Raw genomic sequence first — 17,912 nt, forward strand, 5'->3', positions numbered from 1 at the left:
GAATCCAGACACGAAACTTCCGTTCTTATTTCCGTTTCCTCTCAAACTTTTTGATTAACGCTAAACTTCTTAACACCTCTCCGACACTCCATGCCTGAGAGATACATCCACCAGGCCTGTGAATGGGGTCTCCGTCATACACTTCCGCGATAGAACAAACTCCGTAAGTGGTCATATCTTCCTCGAATCCGGCCAGTAGTTCTTTCACCGCAGGCAAAGCCTGCTTCCCCCTCAGTTTCAGACTGGCCTCGATGTAAGGACCGATCAACCACGGCCAAACCGTTCCCTGGTGATAAGCCGAATCCCGTTCATTCTGATCTCCCTCGTAACGTCCCTTATATGAAGCACTTTTAGGCGACAACGTACGTAATCCCTTGGGTGTTAACAACTCGCGGCGTACCACATGCAACACCCTCTCTTTCATATCATCGCTAATCGGGGAGTACTCCAAAGAACAAGCTATAACCTGATTCGGACGAACCAAGGTATTCTGACCGGTATGATCTACATAATCGGCAAGGTATTTTCCCTCTTCATACCAGAATAATTTATTGAAGCTCTCCCGAATCTTTTCCGGCATTTCTTTCCATTCTTCCACGAAGCGGCGATCGGCAGCTTCCTCTGCCAAACGCAAACTGTAACACACAGCATTATACCACAAAGCATTGATTTCTACGGCATAACCACCCCGAGGAGTTACCGGTATTCCTTTCACGATAGCGTCCATCCAAGTCAGGGCTTTACCGGGTTGTTCCGCCCAGATTAAACCGTTCTCCTCCATCTTCACCCAAGGATTCGTACCGTACCGGAAAGCCTTCAATATGGCTTTCATCTTACTCCCGTAATTTTTCCAGATAAATCCCTTCTTTTTCATCGCATCGTCCAATTGCTGAAGCGTCCAAAAAAACCACATCGGAGCATCTACCGAATTGTACGCCGCATCCTGACGCTTTCCGATATTCGGGAACAATCCATTATGCAATTGACGGACCATCGTATCGATCACCTCCTTACAACTTTTTATATCCTGTTCGGCAGCCAAAGTGATTCCGGGTAAAGCGATAAAAGTATCTCGCCCCCAACGCCCGAACCAAGGATAACCAGCTACCACTTCCGTATCCTTACCGTCATGAACAATAAATTGAGAAGCCGAGTATTTCAGACAATTCTCGAAATTATCCCTCGGCATACGCAGATCCACCAACCGTTGAAACTTACGCTTCAGGACGTTCGGATTGACCTCCTCCATAGAAGCCGAGAAAACGATACTCTCCCCTTTTTTGATCGGAACTTCAAAATAACCGGGAACAAATAAATCCTCCCGATAGTCATACCCCCTTGCTTTCTCTTCCAGATATTCGATATTGTAATACCAATCCGGCACTGCCACGAACTCATTCGGTTTACTCAATTGCATATTCAATGAGGGAAACCCAACATATAACCTCGACCTTATCCCGTTAGTAACCGATTCGTATTTCGTATTGGCCATCATATTGGCCTTACTCAAATCATGCACATTCCGATACGCCAAAAAAGGTTTTAAACGCAACAACGTTTCCGAATGAGCATCTACCAATGTATAGCGGATCATTACTTGTGCCTCGTTATGCACCATGATCAACTCTTTCTTCAGAACCACTCCTCCTACCCGATAGAGTAACGTCCAAACAGGCTCATACTCACAATCGACAATATACTTATGTCCCCGGGGGTCATACACGCCGGGGTATTTATGAATACCCAAATTAAACGATTGACCATGCTGTACGATAGTCTCATCCAACGAAGAGAGCAACACATGGTTCATACCGCCGAATTCTTCGATCGGAAGTATCAGTAGACCATGATACTTTCTCGTATTACAACAAACAATAGTTGTTGACGCATATCCCCCCGCCCGATTGGTCGCTAAAACCTCCCGGTGCAGAGCATACTCTAAGTTGACTAACTCTTCTTTATTGAATTTTAAATATCCCATAATCTGCCATTTAATATATCAAAATCAATTATTATTACCTTCTTATCACGAACGATGCATAACAAATGCACTCCGGGCGGGAAGATACAAACTCAGTTGGCTTCTACCGGGAGCGATATAACGCGTAAAATGTTCCACGTTCTCGTCAATCCTTTCGAAACCGTCAAACAACGCACTATCCGTATTCAGTACCGTCATATACTTTCCCGGAGGAGCATCGAATTGATAATCCATAAAAGAAACCTCAGGATTAAAATTAAAGACGAACAAAAAATCTCCCCGGGTAAAAATCAAAATCTGCCTCTCGTTATCCCTCACCAAAGGAGAAGGATATCCCACAAATAGCTGATTATCTTCAACGAAATGAATCATAGCCCGATCAAAAGCATTCAAAAAACGAAAACGCAACTGCTCATCATCGACCAAGCTCCATAATCTCCGGGCATGATCGTAACTCCAATTATTCCCCTCTCGCGGGAAATCAATCCACTCCGGATGCCCCCACTCATTCCCCATAAAAGAAAGATAACCGTCTCCTGCCGTTCCTATTGTCACCAAACGAATCATCTTATGTAAAGCAATACCCCGGTCAATGTGTATATTTTTATTAAAAACACTCATCGAAGAGTATATAGCCTTATCGACCAACCGAAAAAAAATTGTTTTATCACCGACCAAAGCCTGGTCGTGACTTTCGGCATAGCTAATCGTATGTTCCTCTTTCCGTTTATTGGTCAGTTCGTAAAAAAGATCCCCCACGTGCCATTCTTCATCTTTCCTATCCTTCAACAACTTTATCCAGTAATCCGGCACCCCCATACTCATACGAAAATCGAACCCCAATCCTCCTTCTTCTACCGGGAAAGCCATACCCGGCATTCCACTCATATCTTCGGCTATCGTAATCGCCTCCGGATTTACCTGATGAATCACCCGGTTGGCCAAACCCAAATAAACAATAGCATTTTCATCCTGATCGCCGTCATAATACATCCGGTAATCCGTGAAGTCCCTATTGATCCCATGATCCCAATATATCATACTCGTAATCCCGTCGAAACGAAAACCGTCAAAATGGAATTCATCCAACCAATATTTGCAATTGGATAACAGGAAATTAATCACCTGATGCTTGCCGTAATTAAAACAACGGGAGTTCCATAAAGGATGATATCCCTGTTCTCCGGGGTAAAAGAACTGGTCGTACGAACCGTCAAAACGACTTAATCCCTCCATCTCATTATTGACAGCATGCGAATGAACAATGTCCATAATAACCCGTACACCCATTCCGTGAGCGGCATCAATCAAAGCTTTCAACTCCTCCGGAGTCCCGAATCTGGAACTAACGGCAAAAAAATTAGATACCTGATACCCGAAAGAACCATAGTAAGGATGCTCCTGAATTCCCATCAATTGCAAGGTATTATATCCCAAATCCACCATACGGGGAAGCACAAATAAACGGAACTCCGTAAATGTGGAAACCCTCTTGTGTTCGGTAGACATACCCACGTGCGCCTCGTATATCAAAGGGTGAACAGTACGATGAGGAGATTTATGTTTCATGCGATACGGATTCTTCGGGTCCCATACCTGAGCACTGAATATTTTGGTATACTCGTCCTGAACCGCTCTTCTGACATGAGTAGGGATACGCTCTCCCGCTCCGCCGTCCCACTCCACCAACAAACGATAAAGCATTTCATGAGACAAAACACCCTCCGGCAATACGATCTCCCAATCCTCTCTATTTATTTTTTTTAAGGCATAGTCCGGATGTTTCCGCCAATCGTTAAATACCCCGATCAAATACACAGCCGTAGCATGCGGCGCCCATTCCCTGAACACCCATCCCCGGTCCGTTTTGTGAAGACCATAGTATAAATAAGAATTACACAGGTCGGCCAATCGCGTTGCCCTACTCGTGAATTCCTTCTCCAAAGCAAGTATCCGTTCATGTCTTTCCTGAATAACCTTCGCAAAAGGCTCCAATAATTTATCTTGATTCACGAGTTCCGGTTTCATATAATTGATCTAATTTAATTTTTTTGAATAATCACTTCCCTGCTTCAAATAAACCATTTTTGCATTACGTTGGGATGTATCTTCTGTTACATTTTTATTACTTAATTACGAAGAATTGAGTCATTTAGTTGTAATATAAACCTTTTTTATTTCGCGGGAATTTTAATTTTACTCCTTTCTTTATTTCCCTGAAGAGTTTTTTTCTGAAATAACCTAAATTGGTTACAAGATAACAATATTTAAGCCAATAAGAGTTGATTATACCAATTTTAACATATTATATTTTAAGAAAAGATTAATATATCCATTTACATATATTTACAATCATTTTTTCATCAAACTTCAAGCTACAATCTTTATTTTTTTATTTTTGTCCCAAAATCGCACGGAATGAAAAAAATCTTATTAAATACGGCTTATTTCCCTCCAATACAATACTTATCTAAAATAAAAGATTACGAAGAAGTTATTATCGAACAATACGAACATTACGGAAAACAAAGTTACAGAAACCGCTGTGACATCATGACCGCCAACGGAGTGATGACCTTATCCGTTCCGGTAATAAAAGCAACGAGTAAAAAGATATTAACCAAAGAAACTTGTATAGATTACTCCACCTCTTGGCAAAAACTTCATTTTAAAGGTATTGAATCCGCTTACAAAAATTCTCCTTATTACGATTATTACATGGACCATTTCACCTCTTTTTTTACAAAAAAAGAGAAATACCTGCTCGATCTGAACATGAAGATAATACACGAAATTCTTGATATCCTGTCTTTAAATAACACGATCGCCCTGTCAACAGACTACGTCAACACTCCCGACCATTGCGACGATTTCAGGGACGTCATTCACCCCAAACCGTCCAGGCGCAAATTTAACGATCCTTTTGTTGCCAAACCCTACCATCAAACTTTTGCCGAGCGTTTTCCGTTCGCCCCAAATCTCAGTGTCATGGATCTTCTCTTTAACGAAGGTCCCGATGCCACTCTCTATTTATAGCAAAAACTCCACGTTAAAAAATCCATATACTCGGGAACCAAAAATACCCGGCCCAGCGACTCTTCTACCTGCGATGCAATAATACGATATTTTCCACATGATGCGTATGCGGAAACATGTCTACCGGTTGAACTGCCATTACTTTATAATCAGCATCCATCAGGTGAAGGTCGCGTGCCTGTGTTGCCGAATTGCAGCTGACATAAACGATACGCTCCGGCGCAGCATTCAATATGGTATTTACAACATCCGGATGCATTCCGGCACGCGGAGGGTCGGTAATAATCACATCGGGTTTGCCGTGACGGGCGATAAAAGCCTCGTTTAAGACCTCCTTCATGTCTCCCGCGTAGAAAAGCGTGTTGGTAATCCCATTGATGGAAGAATTTACTCTGGCATCTTCGATAGCTTCCGGAACATATTCAATTCCGATCACTTTATGGGCATGACGAGCGATAAAATTAGCAATCGTACCCGTTCCCGTGTAAAGATCGTAGACAGTTTCATCACCCGTTAACCCGGCCAAGTTCCGGGTTTGAGCGTACAGGTTATAAGCCTGTTCCGAATTGGTCTGATAAAATGATTTCGGGCCGATCTTAAACTTCAACTCTTCCATTTGTTCGTATATGTGATCCTCACCATGAAAGCAAATTACTTCCTGATCGGTAATCGTATCGTTCAACTTCTCGTTTATCACGTACATAAGAGAAGTAATTTCCGGAAAAGCCCCGACCAAATGTTGAAGTAAACACTCCCTTGCCTCCCGCTCTTCGTGTCCAAAAGTAATAATAACCATGATCTGGCCCGTGGAGGAGGTACGAATAATTAAGGTACGCAAAAATCCTTTTTGTTCCCGTATATTATAAAAACTCAAACCTCGGGCAACGGCATAATCCCGTATAAAGTTACGAATGGCATTGGACGGTTCCTGCTGCAAATGACAGGTTTTAATGTCCACCACCTTATCGAAAAGCCCCGGGACATGAAAACCTACCGCCGGAGAGCGTTCGATCTCCTGGTCGCAACCGATCTCTTCACGAGTCAAAAAACGCTTGTCCGAGAATGTAAATTCTAATTTGTTCCGGTAATGCCGGGTTCGCGAGGAACCTATAATCGGACATACATTCCGGAGCTCAACCTTTCCGATTCGTTGCAGATTATCTACGATCTCCTGTTGCTTAAAATCCAATTGCCGTTCGTAAGGCAGATTCTGCCACTTGCAACCGCCGCATATTCCGAAATGAGAACAGAAAGGCTCTGTCCGGATATCGGCATATTTCTTCACATTCACCACGAAACCTTCCAAAAAACTTTTTCGTTTCCTGGTTACCTGAACATCGACAACATCACCGGGAACGGTATTGGGAACAAATAACACTTTTTCATCCACGTATGCGATGGATTTACCTTCCGCTGCAATTTTTTGAATTTCGATATTTTCCAGTAACGGTTTCTTTCCTCTACCCATAAACTTAAAACACTTCAAACTTCAGATTAATACCCTCAAAATTTTGAAGGGCAAATATACAAATTAAAATGAAACAGAAGACCGGAAAGGCAAAATAGCCCGATCTGTTACGACATTAGTTTCTCTTTCAATATCCGAACTCCTTCGGACGCTCCTGTCTCTATAAATTCGATTCTGCTGTTTTTCACGCTCTCCGGAATCTTAGGATCGATAAGCAAAATACGACATCCGGCCGGAGCGTAATGCAACAAACTCGCCGCAGGATATACGGCAAGAGAGGTCCCGATAACAACCAATATATCAGCCCGGGATACTAATTCTATCGCCGGCTCGATATTCGGCACGGCTTCCCCGAACCAAACGATATGCGGACGAAGAACGGATCCGTCTTCTCCTTTTGTTCCCAATTTCAACTCCCAACCTTCCAGATCATAAATAAGAGTCGGGGTTTTGCTACTTCTGACTTTTTTCAATTCACCGTGAAGATGTAGTACTTTCGAACTCCCGGCCCGCTCGTGCAAATCGTCTATATTCTGGGTAATGATTTGAACATCATACTCCGTTTCCAATTCAGCCAATCCGTAATGGCCGGCATTGGGTTTTGCCTCATAAAGTTGTTTCCTGCGTTCGTTATAAAAACGATTGACTAATTCGGGATCACGCTCCCAAGCTTCCGGGGTACACACATCCATGACATTATACTCTTCCCAAAGACCGTCGCTATCCCTGAAAGTCCGAATGCCGCTCTCCGCACTCATTCCCGCCCCTGTTAAAACTACTAACTTCTTCATGATCAAATCAATTTTACGATTCATAATGTCATGCAAGTTAACTAAAAAAATCATTTCATTATCTCGAAACTTTCTCTATTTTCGCGATAATTAATACGAACTGGAATAAAAGTTCATTTTTCAGTTTCTCAATTTTATTACGATGGAGTTTGGTATAGCTGATTTGAGTATAGTGCCCGTGAGGCGGGAAAAATCGGAACGAAGCGAAATGACCTCCCAAATTTTATTCGGGGAGATCTACGAAGTTTTGGAAAAGGAGGATAACTGGCTGTATATACGATTATTGCATGATAATTGTGAAGGTTGGATCGATCGGAAAATGCATAAGGAGGTAAGCCCATCCTACGTCGAGTCTTATCGTTCGTCCGATCAATTGATTATGGAAGAAGTATTCAACTTGGTACTAAAAGAAGGGGATTGGGGCAATAAGTTAATCGTAGCGGGCAGCGTATTGCCTTTTTACGACGCCTACTCGAAGAAAATGAAATTGGAAGAAGACGAATACGCGTTGATCGGTACATTGAAAGAGATAGGCATTGACAACTTGAGGGATCTACTTATCCAATACGCGTTGATGTACTACAATACCCCCTACCTATGGGGAGGGCGTACTCCGTACGGAATCGATTGTGCCGGATTGTCTCAGATCGTCTACCGAATGATCGGTATGAATTTACCCCGAAAGGCGGAACAACAGGTCATGAAAGGACAAACTCTTTCTTTTATCGAAGAGTCCTTACCGGGGGATCTGGCCTTTTTCGGCGACGAGGCAGGAGCCATTACCCACGTGGGAATCTTATGGGAACCGGGTCGTATCATCCATGCTTCCGGCCGGGTACGGGTCGACAAAATCGATCACCATGGTATTTTTAACGAAGAAACCAAACGCTACACCCACGCGCTAAAGCTGATCAAACGCTACATTAATTGACAATTGCAAACTAAAAAATTGAGGGATTAAGCGATTCGGCGATTGAATGATTCTTTGATTTAGCGATTAAAAAGATTGACGATTATTAGATTTTTATCTTCAACTTATGACCGGGTTTTAAATTTTTCACGGTTTTATCGGTAAGCCCGTTCCACCTCATGATATCCTTATTCGTGATCCCCGGATATTTCTTGGCTATATTCCACAGGTTATCTCCCTTCTTCATCACGTAGATTTCATATTCTCCTTCAATCAAGGGCTCCGTCTCCACCTCCGCGTTGGAAGCCATTCCAGCGTATTTCGCATCAGCCTTGTTCTGGTAAGTTTTCACCTTATCCTTAGGCACATAGACGACCAATTTCTGACCTACCCGGATTAAATTTCTGCTCATATTGTTCCAATACTTCAAATCCGCCAAACGTACATGAAAGGTATTGGCAATCCCCCCCAGCACATTCCCGCTCTTCACCACATAAATCAATTTCGCTTTATTACTGGGAGGAGCATAGGCATAGTGTTTAATCCGATCTCTCGGGTTAGCCGTCCGGTCGCTATCATCGAAATAATAAGAGCGATTATAAGCAAATATTGTATCCTGTTTATCGATAAACTCTCCGACATAATTATAAGGCATTCTTAAAGCGTAAGATTTTCCGTATCCTGCAGGGATAACATCCCGTCTATATTGAGGATTCAAATCCCGCAACTGCTCGATCGAAATATCCAAAAGTTTGGAAATCTGTTCAAAATGCAATCCTTCGTTTATCATAATGCTGTCGCACATCACGGGCAACTCGTTAGCGACAGGATAAATCTGATGCGCTTTATGATAGTTAAACACGTACATCGCCGCTATAAATGCCGGTACGTATCCCCTGGTCTCCCGAGGCAGACGATAATAAATATCCCAATAATTCTTCTTCGCCCCGGAACGACGAATAGCCTTATTCACGTTTCCGGGACCGCAATTATAAGCCGCGATAACCAAAACCCAATCTTTGTAAACACTGTACAGATCCTTCAGAAAACTGACTGCCGCTTCCGTAGATTTTACCGGGTCTCTCCGTTCGTCCACGAAAGAGTTGATCTCCAAACGATACATCTTTCCCGTCCCATGCATGAATTGCCATAACCCGCAAGCACCGGCACGAGAGAACGCCCGGGGGTTCAGTGCACTTTCTATGACCGGAAGGTATTTCAACTCGAGCGGTAAGCCTTCCCGGTCCAGAATCTCTTCAAAAATGGGGAAATAATACTCGCTTAATCCCAACATAGCACCTACCTGAGCCCGGCGTTTTAGCGTGTATAACTCGATATAGTTCTTTACTATTTCATTAAACGAAACCCGTATAGCCGAATTCATGGAATCTAATCGACTGAGGTAAATGGAATCAGGCAAAGAAGAAAAAGCCTCCTTTTGCTCCAACATGTTCAAGGTATCTCCCAATTCCGGTTTACTCACATACCACTTCTGGTATAATTCGTCTAATCTCCGGACAAAAGTTCCCGGAATGGAATCTGTAAGTAAAACCAAAGGAGGATTTATTAATTTAGGAGCTTCCGTTTGAATCTTCACGGAATCCCTATCGTGTCCCTTCACGGTAAGAACACCACACGATAAGATACATAACCACAAAAACACCCAGCGCATGCTTTTAAAAATTAAATGTTAATGATATTCCGACATTTCCCCCGGTTACAGGCGAAAAACCGGTAGTAGGACGAATCGACATAGACAAATCGTCATTGATTTCATAATCATAGAAATGAGCAAAAACCGTAGCATCGATAATCTGAATGATATAGATAGCTCCCGAAACGATGTACAGCAAATCTCGATTTCGTTTATAGTAATCTTTCTTATTTTTCAACTGATCTTTCAATCGTTGTTGTTGAGAAGGAGTAAAATCCGCCGCCGAATTTCCTGCAATCATCAATTTATCCCAGGTATTGTCTGTAGGGTAAGGTGTTTCGGGATCCTCGCTTTTTCTATCTAAATAATTCGTGTAATCCAAAAAAGCCGTCTTATACTTTCGGAAATATTTCGAATTCCAAGAGAGTCCGTAGACCGTCGCCCCGATACCCCCGTATAAAATGGGCACCTTCCACCATTGTCCGTTGTAAATCTGAGCCGATCCCGGCAGAACCATCGCCATAATCGTCGCCTTATGCGGGGAATGAGGCTTTAAATTTTTCATTTTCTTCTTATAAACAAATGCCTCCTCACCTCCGACACGTACGGAATCCTCACTGATAATAGTATCGGTTACCTGTGTTAACAGGTATACGCTCTCTCCCCGGGCATCCGTACCCAGAAGAAGTAAAATCCCACACGCGATTAAAAATATTTTTTGTAAAACAGCCTTCACGATATAAACTTATTTCGCACTCAGTTTATCCAGTAAACCGACAATGCGTTCCAACTCACCATCCGACTTAAAAGATATGACAATTTTTCCTTTTCCTTTCTCGTTTCTCTTTAAATCAACCTTCGTCTCGAAATAACGAGAAAGATGACTTTGCAATTCGTTATAATCATCGATTGTTTTTACCTTCGACTCTTTTTTATCGACCTTTTCTTCTTTTTTGGGATTCATCAGTTCCCGGACTATCTCCTCAACCTTTCTGACAGAGAAATCATATTTCATAATCTGTTCGAACACCATATATTGGGTATCGGGATCCTCTATATTCACAATAGCCCGGGCATGCCCCATACTAATCTTTCTCTCTTTAATCGCCAATTGTATCGGAGCAGGTAATTTCAACAGGCGCAAATAATTGGATATGGTCGTTCTCTTCTTGCCGACCCGTTCGCTCAAAGCGTCTTGGGTTAGCCTACACTCTTCCAGCAAGCGTTGATAACTGATCGCTATTTCGATGGCGTTCAAATCCTCCCGCTGTATATTTTCAATCAAAGCCAATTCCAATACCGTATCTTCCTCCGCTTTCCGAATATAAGCCGGAATGGTCTCCAATCCGGCAATCTTGGATGCCCGGTAACGACGCTCTCCGGCGATAATCTCGTACTTCCCGTCACCGATCTCTCGCACGGTAATAGGTTGAACAATCCCGATAGATTTTATAGAAGCTGCCAATTCATTTAATGCTTCCTCATCAAAAGAGGTCCTCGGTTGATGCGGATTAGGACGGATATCACTTAATTTTAACTCCTCTTGCATAGACGACCCGCTTCCACCCCTCGGCTTAATCTCTTCCGCCGCATCCTGAAGCAAAGCCCCTAATCCTTTTCCTAATGCATTTTTTTTTGCCATCAGCTTATTATTTATGATTACACGTCCAAACAATTTAAAACTTCACATGAATTCCTTTTCGGCTAAGCTCTTCTATTCTTCTCCAGCAATTCGTTTGCTAAACTCAGGTAATTCACCGTCCCTCGACATTCGGCATCGTACAGTACGACCGGCTGTCCGTAACTGGGAGCTTCCGCCAGCTTCGTGTTTCGCTGGATCATCGTATCGAAAACCATATCTTCGAAATGTTTTTTTACCTCGGAAGCCACCTGATTAGACAACCTCAAACGAGCATCGTACATGGTTAACACAAATCCCTCGATCTCCAAGGAGGTATTCAAACGCTTTTGAATGATCTTTATCGTATTCAACAACTTACCCAATCCTTCCAAAGCCAAATACTCACATTGCACGGGAATAATCACCGAGTCGGCAGCGGCCAGCGAGTTCACGGTCAACAACCCCAGTGAAGGCGAACAATCGATCAGTATGTAATCGTACTTCTCCCGAACACCGGCCAATACCCTTCCCATAACACTCTCTTTATCTTGAAAATTCAACATCTCCAATTCGGCTCCGACCAGGTCGATGTTAGAAGGCAATATATATAAATTCTCAATTTCCGTATTTAGAATAGCCTTCTCCGGCTCTATCCCCTCCACCAAACATTCGTAGATAGTGGCCTTCAACTCTTTTAAATCATATCCCACGGCCGTCGTCGCGTTTCCCTGCGGATCAGCATCCACCAACAAAACCTTTTGCTCCAAAACAGCCAAACTCGCTGCCAAGTTCACAGAAGTCGTCGTCTTTCCTACCCCCCCCTTTTGATTCGCTATAGCTATTATTTTTGACATAAGACTATAATTTTCGATTGTGTGGTAAAAATACAATTAAAATAAATACACTACCGATTTTTAACGGATTTTTTAATAACAACCCGAACTTTTTTATTAACAATCATTACCTTTACAACCCATAAAAAAAAATCGCTTTATCATGAAAGATTCCTTAAAAGAGATAACAGAAGCACTTAATAGACAAAAAAATACACAAAAAGCCCACGCTCTTGCCCGTTTTTTTAAAACCGGTAAAGGAGAATACGGGGAAGGAGATCTTTTTATAGGAATCCCGATACCGCAAGTCCGAGACATCGTAAAAATATACCAGCACACCCCCCTGCCCGTAGTACACGAGTTGTTACTCTCGCCTATTCACGAATACAGGATGACAGCCGTCTTGCTTCTGGTCCATCGTTTTGAAAAAGAGAAAGATCAACAGAAAAGAAAAGAATATGTCGATTTCTATATTCAACATGTCGATCACCTGAACAACTGGGATTTGGTCGATTTAAGCTGCTATAAATTACTGGGACGCTGGCTCGAAGACAAAGAGAAAACATTACTCTATGAATGGGCCCGAACCGGCCACCTGTGGAAACAACGTATCGCTATCGTCTCTTGTATGTATTTCGTGAAAAGAGGAAAATTCGAAGAGTGCTTAGAGATCGCAGATATTCTGCAATTTCACTCCCACGACCTGATCCACAAGGCAGTAGGCTGGCTTTTGAGAGAGGTCGGTAAAAAGAACCGGCAAATCCTTACCGATTACCTCACGCCGAGGTATCGGCAAATGCCGAGAACCATGCTGCGTTACGCGATCGAACACTACCCGGAGGAGAGCCGGAAAGCTTTTTTAAAGCGGGGAAATTAAAACTTATTTGACTCTTTTTTACAACTCGTTATATCTTAAACTCGAAGTTACTCATGATTAGTTTTTTACAAGTAAATAATTTAAGCAAACGTTTCGGCGAACAACTTCTATTCGAAAACCTCTCTTTTGGTATCGGCAAAAACCAAAAAGTTGCTTTAATCGCTAAAAACGGCATGGGTAAATCCACTATGCTAAAAATCATTGCCGGGAAAGAGATCGCAGATGCCGGCACGATTATCTTCCGCAACGATATTACGGTCGGTTATTTAGAACAAGATCCCCAGCTGGAACCCGAGAACAACGTGTTCGAGGAGGTCTTCAATTCGGACTCTCCTTTATTGAAAGCGATAAGAAATTACGAAGAAGCCGTAACCAATAACGATTCTGAAGCCATAGAGGAACTAATCCCGCAAATGGATGCGTTAGCCGCATGGGATTACGAGACACAGGTAAAACAAATACTTTCCGAACTTAAGATAAACAAGTATAATCAACGCATCAAAGAGCTCTCCGGCGGACAGAAAAAACGAGTCGGCTTAGCGAAGATACTGATCAGCAATCCCGATTTCCTAATCTTAGACGAGCCTACCAATCATTTAGACGTGGAGATGACCGAATGGTTGGAGAGCTACCTGGAAAAATCGAAAGTAACCCTGTTAATGGTCACCCACGATCGTTACTTTCTGGATCGAGTATGCGACCTGATTATAGAAATCGACGATTTCGGCCTTTACGCGTACAACGGCAATTACTCCTATTATCTTGAAAAAAGAGAAGAACGTATCGATGCCCGAAACGCTTCCATCGATAAAGCTAAAAACTTGCTCCGAACGGAGCAGGAATGGATGCGCAGGATGCCGCAGGCCCGAAGCCATAAAGCACAATACCGAATAGATAATTTTTACAAGCTGAAAGAGGTCGCCGATCAACATACCGAACAACAACAACTGGAACTCGATATTCGAGGAAAACGGCTGGGTAAAAAAATCCTGGAATTGGAACATGTCGACAAAAGCTACGGGGATCTTTGCATTCTAAAAGATTTCTCTTACAAATTCGTTCGAGGAGAAAAAATCGGAATTATCGGAAAAAACGGCATCGGCAAGTCGACATTTTTAAATATCATCACACAAACGACTAAACCGGACTCCGGACAAATTGAAATCGGAGAAACCGTCGTTTATGGCTATTACAAACAATCCGGAATCACCTTCAAAGAAAACGATCGTCCGATCGATATCGTCAAAAACATCTCTGAAAAAATAGATTTGGGCAATGGCCGAATCATGACGGCCTCCCAGTTCCTGGAATATTTTCTATTTTCCGATAAACTACAGTACTCTCCGGTCTACAAATTAAGCGGAGGAGAAAAACGTCGTCTCTACTTGCTAACCGTATTGATGGGTAATCCGAATTTTCTCATACTCGACGAACCAACAAACGATTTGGATATCGTAACTTTAAACGTTTTGGAAGAATACCTGAAAGCCTTTCAAGGATGCCTGATCATTGTTTCACACGATCGTTTTTTCACCGACAAAGTAGTAGACCGGGTATTTGCATTCGAAGGCAACGGTATAGTTAAAGACTTTCCCGGCAATTACACCCAATACAAAAATAAAAAAGAGGAGGAAGAACTGCTCCAGAAACAGGAAGCGAAAAAGAGCGTTCCTAATGCAAAAACCGTCGACCGGGAAAAAGAGAAAAAACGTAAACTCACGTTTAGCGAAAAGAAAGAGATGGAACAACTGGAGATCGCTATGGACCAACTGAATGCAGAAAAAGCAGAACTGGAAACAGCATTAAATACCGGAAAACTAACCACGGATGAACTGATCAAATTCTCTCAACGCATTTCGGAGATTATAAACCTATTGGACGAAAAAGAGATGCGCTGGTTGGAACTCAGCGAAATACCCAATTAGTAAGATTTTCCCCATCAAGGGGCTTCCGACATCATCTCTATTTCAAAGGATTCGTTGTGCAAAAATTCCTTTTTAATATTTTTAGAAAAAAAATATTACATTTGTCCGTTGTGCAACAAAAACTCACGTTAATTGAAATAGGTCATGGAATACATCCCAACGATTTTACAACATTTCGGTATTTACTCGGAAAGTATCACTAAACTAATACAATTTCTTATTCAAGCCTTTATTATGGGATTAATTGGATGGTTCGTCTACATTATATCCAAAAAATGGCTGGCTAAAATCATCCTGAAGATCGTACATCGCACGGCAACTCAATGGGATGACCTATTACTGGACCAACACTTTTTCAATCGCTTGGCATTATTAATCGTTCCGGTCGTCATTCAGTTGATTTCCACTCAAATCGGATGGGAATATGCCGATATCATAAACCGCCTGATAAACGTGTGGGTTGTCATCTCCATTTTATTGGTATTATCCTCTATCATGGACGGGATCAATCGCATATACGAAAGTTATCCCATGGCTCGAAACCGTCCGATTAAAGTCTTTATTCAGGTCATCAAGATATTTTTCTACAGCATGGCCACCATCATTATTATCAGCATATTACTAAATAAATCACCACAAGCTCTACTCGTGGGATTAAGCGCCTTTGCCGCCGTACTGATGCTGATCTTCAAAGATTCCATCCTCGGATTCGTGGCCGGCGTTCAGCTGATTGCCAACCGGATGGTTCGCATTGGAGACTGGATCGTTATGCCCAGCCATAATACGGACGGCGAAGTCTTGGAGATTAACCTGACCACGGTAAAAGTACAGAACTGGGACAAAACCATATCCACCATCCCGACTTATAAATTAGTTTCGGAATCCTTTACGAATTGGAGAGGCATGGAAGAATCCAAAGGACGAAGAATCAAACGTTCCGTGAACATCGATATTTACTCTATCCATTATTTGAGCAAAGAAGAGTTAAACACCCTGAAACAATCCCAGTTACTGAAATCCTACATAGAGAAAAAAGAGGCCGAACTTGCCGTTCATAATGCCAACCGTCATAATCTTCTGGACGAAAGACGCCTGACCAATATCGGCACGTTCCGGGAATACATGGAGTCATGGATCAACGCCAACCCGGACATCAACATAGAAATGACGCATATGGTACGCCAACTTCAACCGGGTCCGACGGGAGTCCCCCTCGAGATTTACTGTTTTTCCGCCAAACAGAGTTGGGTGGAGTACGAACGGGTACAATCGGATCTTTTCGACCACCTGTTTGCCATACTTCCGCTATTCAATCTGAAAGTATTTCAGTACCCCGGTAAATTAGACTACCCGGCAAACTAAGTCAGAATTTTTTCCGGAAACAAACATAAACAGAGAGATACCGATATGTTTTATTGAGAACAATCGACACCGGATATCGGACGGGAAAAATCCCGCGGCCGATAACGTGAAACGGATAAAATTATTTAAAGCGTAAGGGTAAAAGTCGTCTCTCTACCGTATATGGAATTAACCTTTATATTTCCACCGTGAACCCGCATGATTTGCCGGGCGACACTTAAACCGATACCGGAGCCTTCCGTTTTCGTCGTGAAAAAAGGGACAAAGATTTCATTCATGACTTCCGGTTTTATTCCCGGTCCGTTATCCTTAATCTTAATCCACGCACATCCCTCTTCTCCTTTTCCCGCCGACACGAGAATACGCCCGTCGGAGCGTTCCCTCAAAGCATAAAAGGCATTCTTCAGCAAATTTAACACCACCTGTCCCAACAGATTCGGATCCGCATATATTCTCAAACCTTCGGGTTGAATCGTAACCTCCAGCCTAACGGCTGAAAAATTAATCTCCATACTACATAAAATAACCATGCGATGGATAAATTCGTTCAAATCGACCAACTCTTTTTCCGGTTTCGGGATCCGCGTAAATTTACGATAGGATTCCACGAAAGAGATCAGTCCTTTCCCGGTCTCCCCAATCACTTGCAAACCGTTCATGGTATTGCGTTTTAACTCTTCGTCCGGCATCTCTCCTTCCCGATACAAAGATAACAAGGTATCGCTCAAGGAAGTCACCGGTGCGATGGAGTTCATGATTTCATGAGAAAGTACCCGGATCAAACGGATCCAGGAATCGATCTCCTTCTCATCCAACTCGTTCTCTATATCATTTATAACCAATAGCATGATCGGTTTATCACGCAATACGATTCGGCTTGAACGAACCAACAGCTGAATTCTCCCCCGTTCCGTAGTATATGCTACTCTCCGGCTCTCTCCCGGCTGAATATTCCGGAAAAGTTCCTGCAAATCCCAAGAGACCTTATGCAATTGATCGATATGGGTAAACACCTCCAAACCGATCAATTTTAAGGCCACTCGATTGCAATCGGTAACAAACCCCTCTTTATCCATCACCACGATCCCGGAACTGACACTGTTAATAATCAACTCATAAAACTTTTCACGTTGTTGTACCTCCAACCGGGTATTTTGCAAAATATCCTTCATCCGGTTCAACATGACATTCAACATACGCTCCGAAGGCAAGCCCTCTCTCTCCGGGAAATGAATGGTAAAATCATCGTTCTCCAAAGAACCGAAAAAATAAGTCAACTTACGATTAACATGGTTTATTGAATTAAATATCGAAACGACACACAACACCATCAATCCGGTTACAAATGCCGCCCCGACATAACTCTTTTCCGATATTAAAATATACGTCCCGACGCTGGAGATCAACGCTATCAGCAAATAAAAAAACAGACGAAAAGAGTAATACCGGGACAT

General features: G+C 42.6%; 14 protein-coding genes. 5 read left to right on the forward strand and 9 right to left on the reverse strand.

What is annotated here, in order from left to right:
- Nucleotides 1-25: 25 nt before the first annotated feature.
- Both DMB45_RS12725 and DMB45_RS12730 read right to left on the reverse strand, forming a co-directional pair.
- Complete coding sequence (locus tag DMB45_RS12725) at nucleotides 26-1,981, reverse strand: amylo-alpha-1,6-glucosidase (RefSeq protein WP_110688827.1); 1,956 nt, start codon at nucleotides 1,979-1,981, stop codon at nucleotides 26-28.
- A gap of 45 nt (nucleotides 1,982-2,026) precedes the next feature.
- Nucleotides 2,027-4,009, reverse strand: a complete 1,983-nt coding sequence (locus DMB45_RS12730) for an alpha amylase C-terminal domain-containing protein (RefSeq protein WP_110688828.1) — start codon at nucleotides 4,007-4,009, stop codon at nucleotides 2,027-2,029.
- A 390-nt stretch (nucleotides 4,010-4,399) separates the two neighbouring features.
- On the opposite strand from DMB45_RS12730, the gene DMB45_RS12735 reads away from it, so the two are divergent.
- Nucleotides 4,400-5,017, forward strand: coding sequence for a WbqC family protein (locus tag DMB45_RS12735; RefSeq protein ID WP_041505601.1), 618 nt, complete (start codon nucleotides 4,400-4,402; stop codon nucleotides 5,015-5,017).
- A 64-nt stretch (nucleotides 5,018-5,081) separates the two neighbouring features.
- Here DMB45_RS12735 and rlmD read toward each other — a convergent pair whose 3' ends face one another.
- Both rlmD and DMB45_RS12745 read right to left on the reverse strand, forming a co-directional pair.
- Nucleotides 5,082-6,485: a 23S rRNA (uracil(1939)-C(5))-methyltransferase RlmD gene (rlmD, locus tag DMB45_RS12740; protein WP_041504577.1), complete on the reverse strand. Its 1,404-nt coding sequence runs from the start codon at nucleotides 6,483-6,485 to the stop codon at nucleotides 5,082-5,084.
- Nucleotides 6,486-6,592: 107 nt separating this feature from the next.
- Nucleotides 6,593-7,276 (reverse strand): SIR2 family NAD-dependent protein deacylase, encoded by a 684-nt coding sequence (locus DMB45_RS12745; RefSeq protein ID WP_041505611.1) that lies wholly within the window; start codon nucleotides 7,274-7,276, stop codon nucleotides 6,593-6,595.
- Nucleotides 7,277-7,418: 142 nt separating this feature from the next.
- Here DMB45_RS12745 and DMB45_RS12750 point away from each other — a divergent pair, with 142 nt between their 5' ends.
- Complete coding sequence (locus DMB45_RS12750; RefSeq protein WP_041504578.1) at nucleotides 7,419-8,207, forward strand: C40 family peptidase; 789 nt, start codon at nucleotides 7,419-7,421, stop codon at nucleotides 8,205-8,207.
- An 85-nt stretch (nucleotides 8,208-8,292) separates the two neighbouring features.
- Here DMB45_RS12750 and DMB45_RS12755 read toward each other — a convergent pair whose 3' ends face one another.
- The 4 genes from DMB45_RS12755 to DMB45_RS12770 all read right to left on the reverse strand — a co-directional run bounded on the left by DMB45_RS12755 (nucleotide 8,293) and on the right by DMB45_RS12770 (nucleotide 12,315).
- A complete protein-coding gene (locus DMB45_RS12755; protein ID WP_110688829.1) occupies nucleotides 8,293-9,858 on the reverse strand; it encodes a lytic transglycosylase domain-containing protein in 1,566 nt (521 codons plus the stop codon).
- A gap of 4 nt (nucleotides 9,859-9,862) precedes the next feature.
- Nucleotides 9,863-10,576: a DUF5683 domain-containing protein gene (locus tag DMB45_RS12760; protein WP_052634894.1), complete on the reverse strand. Its 714-nt coding sequence runs from the start codon at nucleotides 10,574-10,576 to the stop codon at nucleotides 9,863-9,865.
- Nucleotides 10,577-10,585: 9 nt separating this feature from the next.
- Nucleotides 10,586-11,482, reverse strand: coding sequence for a ParB/RepB/Spo0J family partition protein (locus DMB45_RS12765; RefSeq protein WP_041504580.1), 897 nt, complete (start codon nucleotides 11,480-11,482; stop codon nucleotides 10,586-10,588).
- Nucleotides 11,483-11,544: 62 nt separating this feature from the next.
- Nucleotides 11,545-12,315 (reverse strand): ParA family protein, encoded by a 771-nt coding sequence (locus DMB45_RS12770; RefSeq protein WP_041504581.1) that lies wholly within the window; start codon nucleotides 12,313-12,315, stop codon nucleotides 11,545-11,547.
- A 142-nt stretch (nucleotides 12,316-12,457) separates the two neighbouring features.
- Between DMB45_RS12770 and DMB45_RS12775 the strand changes: the two genes are divergently transcribed.
- The 3 genes from DMB45_RS12775 (at nucleotide 12,458) to DMB45_RS12785 (ending at nucleotide 16,458) form a co-directional block, all read left to right on the forward strand.
- Nucleotides 12,458-13,171 (forward strand): DNA alkylation repair protein, encoded by a 714-nt coding sequence (locus tag DMB45_RS12775; protein ID WP_052634896.1) that lies wholly within the window; start codon nucleotides 12,458-12,460, stop codon nucleotides 13,169-13,171.
- A 53-nt stretch (nucleotides 13,172-13,224) separates the two neighbouring features.
- On the forward strand, nucleotides 13,225-15,096 hold the full coding sequence (locus DMB45_RS12780; RefSeq protein WP_041505602.1) for an ABC-F family ATP-binding cassette domain-containing protein: 1,872 nt from the start codon (nucleotides 13,225-13,227) through the stop codon (nucleotides 15,094-15,096).
- 234 nt (nucleotides 15,097-15,330) lie between these two features.
- Nucleotides 15,331-16,458, forward strand: a complete 1,128-nt coding sequence (locus DMB45_RS12785; protein WP_235375115.1) for a mechanosensitive ion channel family protein — start codon at nucleotides 15,331-15,333, stop codon at nucleotides 16,456-16,458.
- Nucleotides 16,459-16,583: 125 nt separating this feature from the next.
- Here DMB45_RS12785 and DMB45_RS12790 read toward each other — a convergent pair whose 3' ends face one another.
- Nucleotides 16,584-17,912, reverse strand: coding sequence for a sensor histidine kinase (locus DMB45_RS12790; RefSeq protein ID WP_041504584.1), 1,329 nt, complete (start codon nucleotides 17,910-17,912; stop codon nucleotides 16,584-16,586).

This window comes from Sanguibacteroides justesenii, assembly GCF_003204205.1.
In the GTDB taxonomy this organism is placed as follows: Bacteria; Bacteroidota; Bacteroidia; order Bacteroidales; family Marinifilaceae; genus Gabonibacter; species Gabonibacter massiliensis.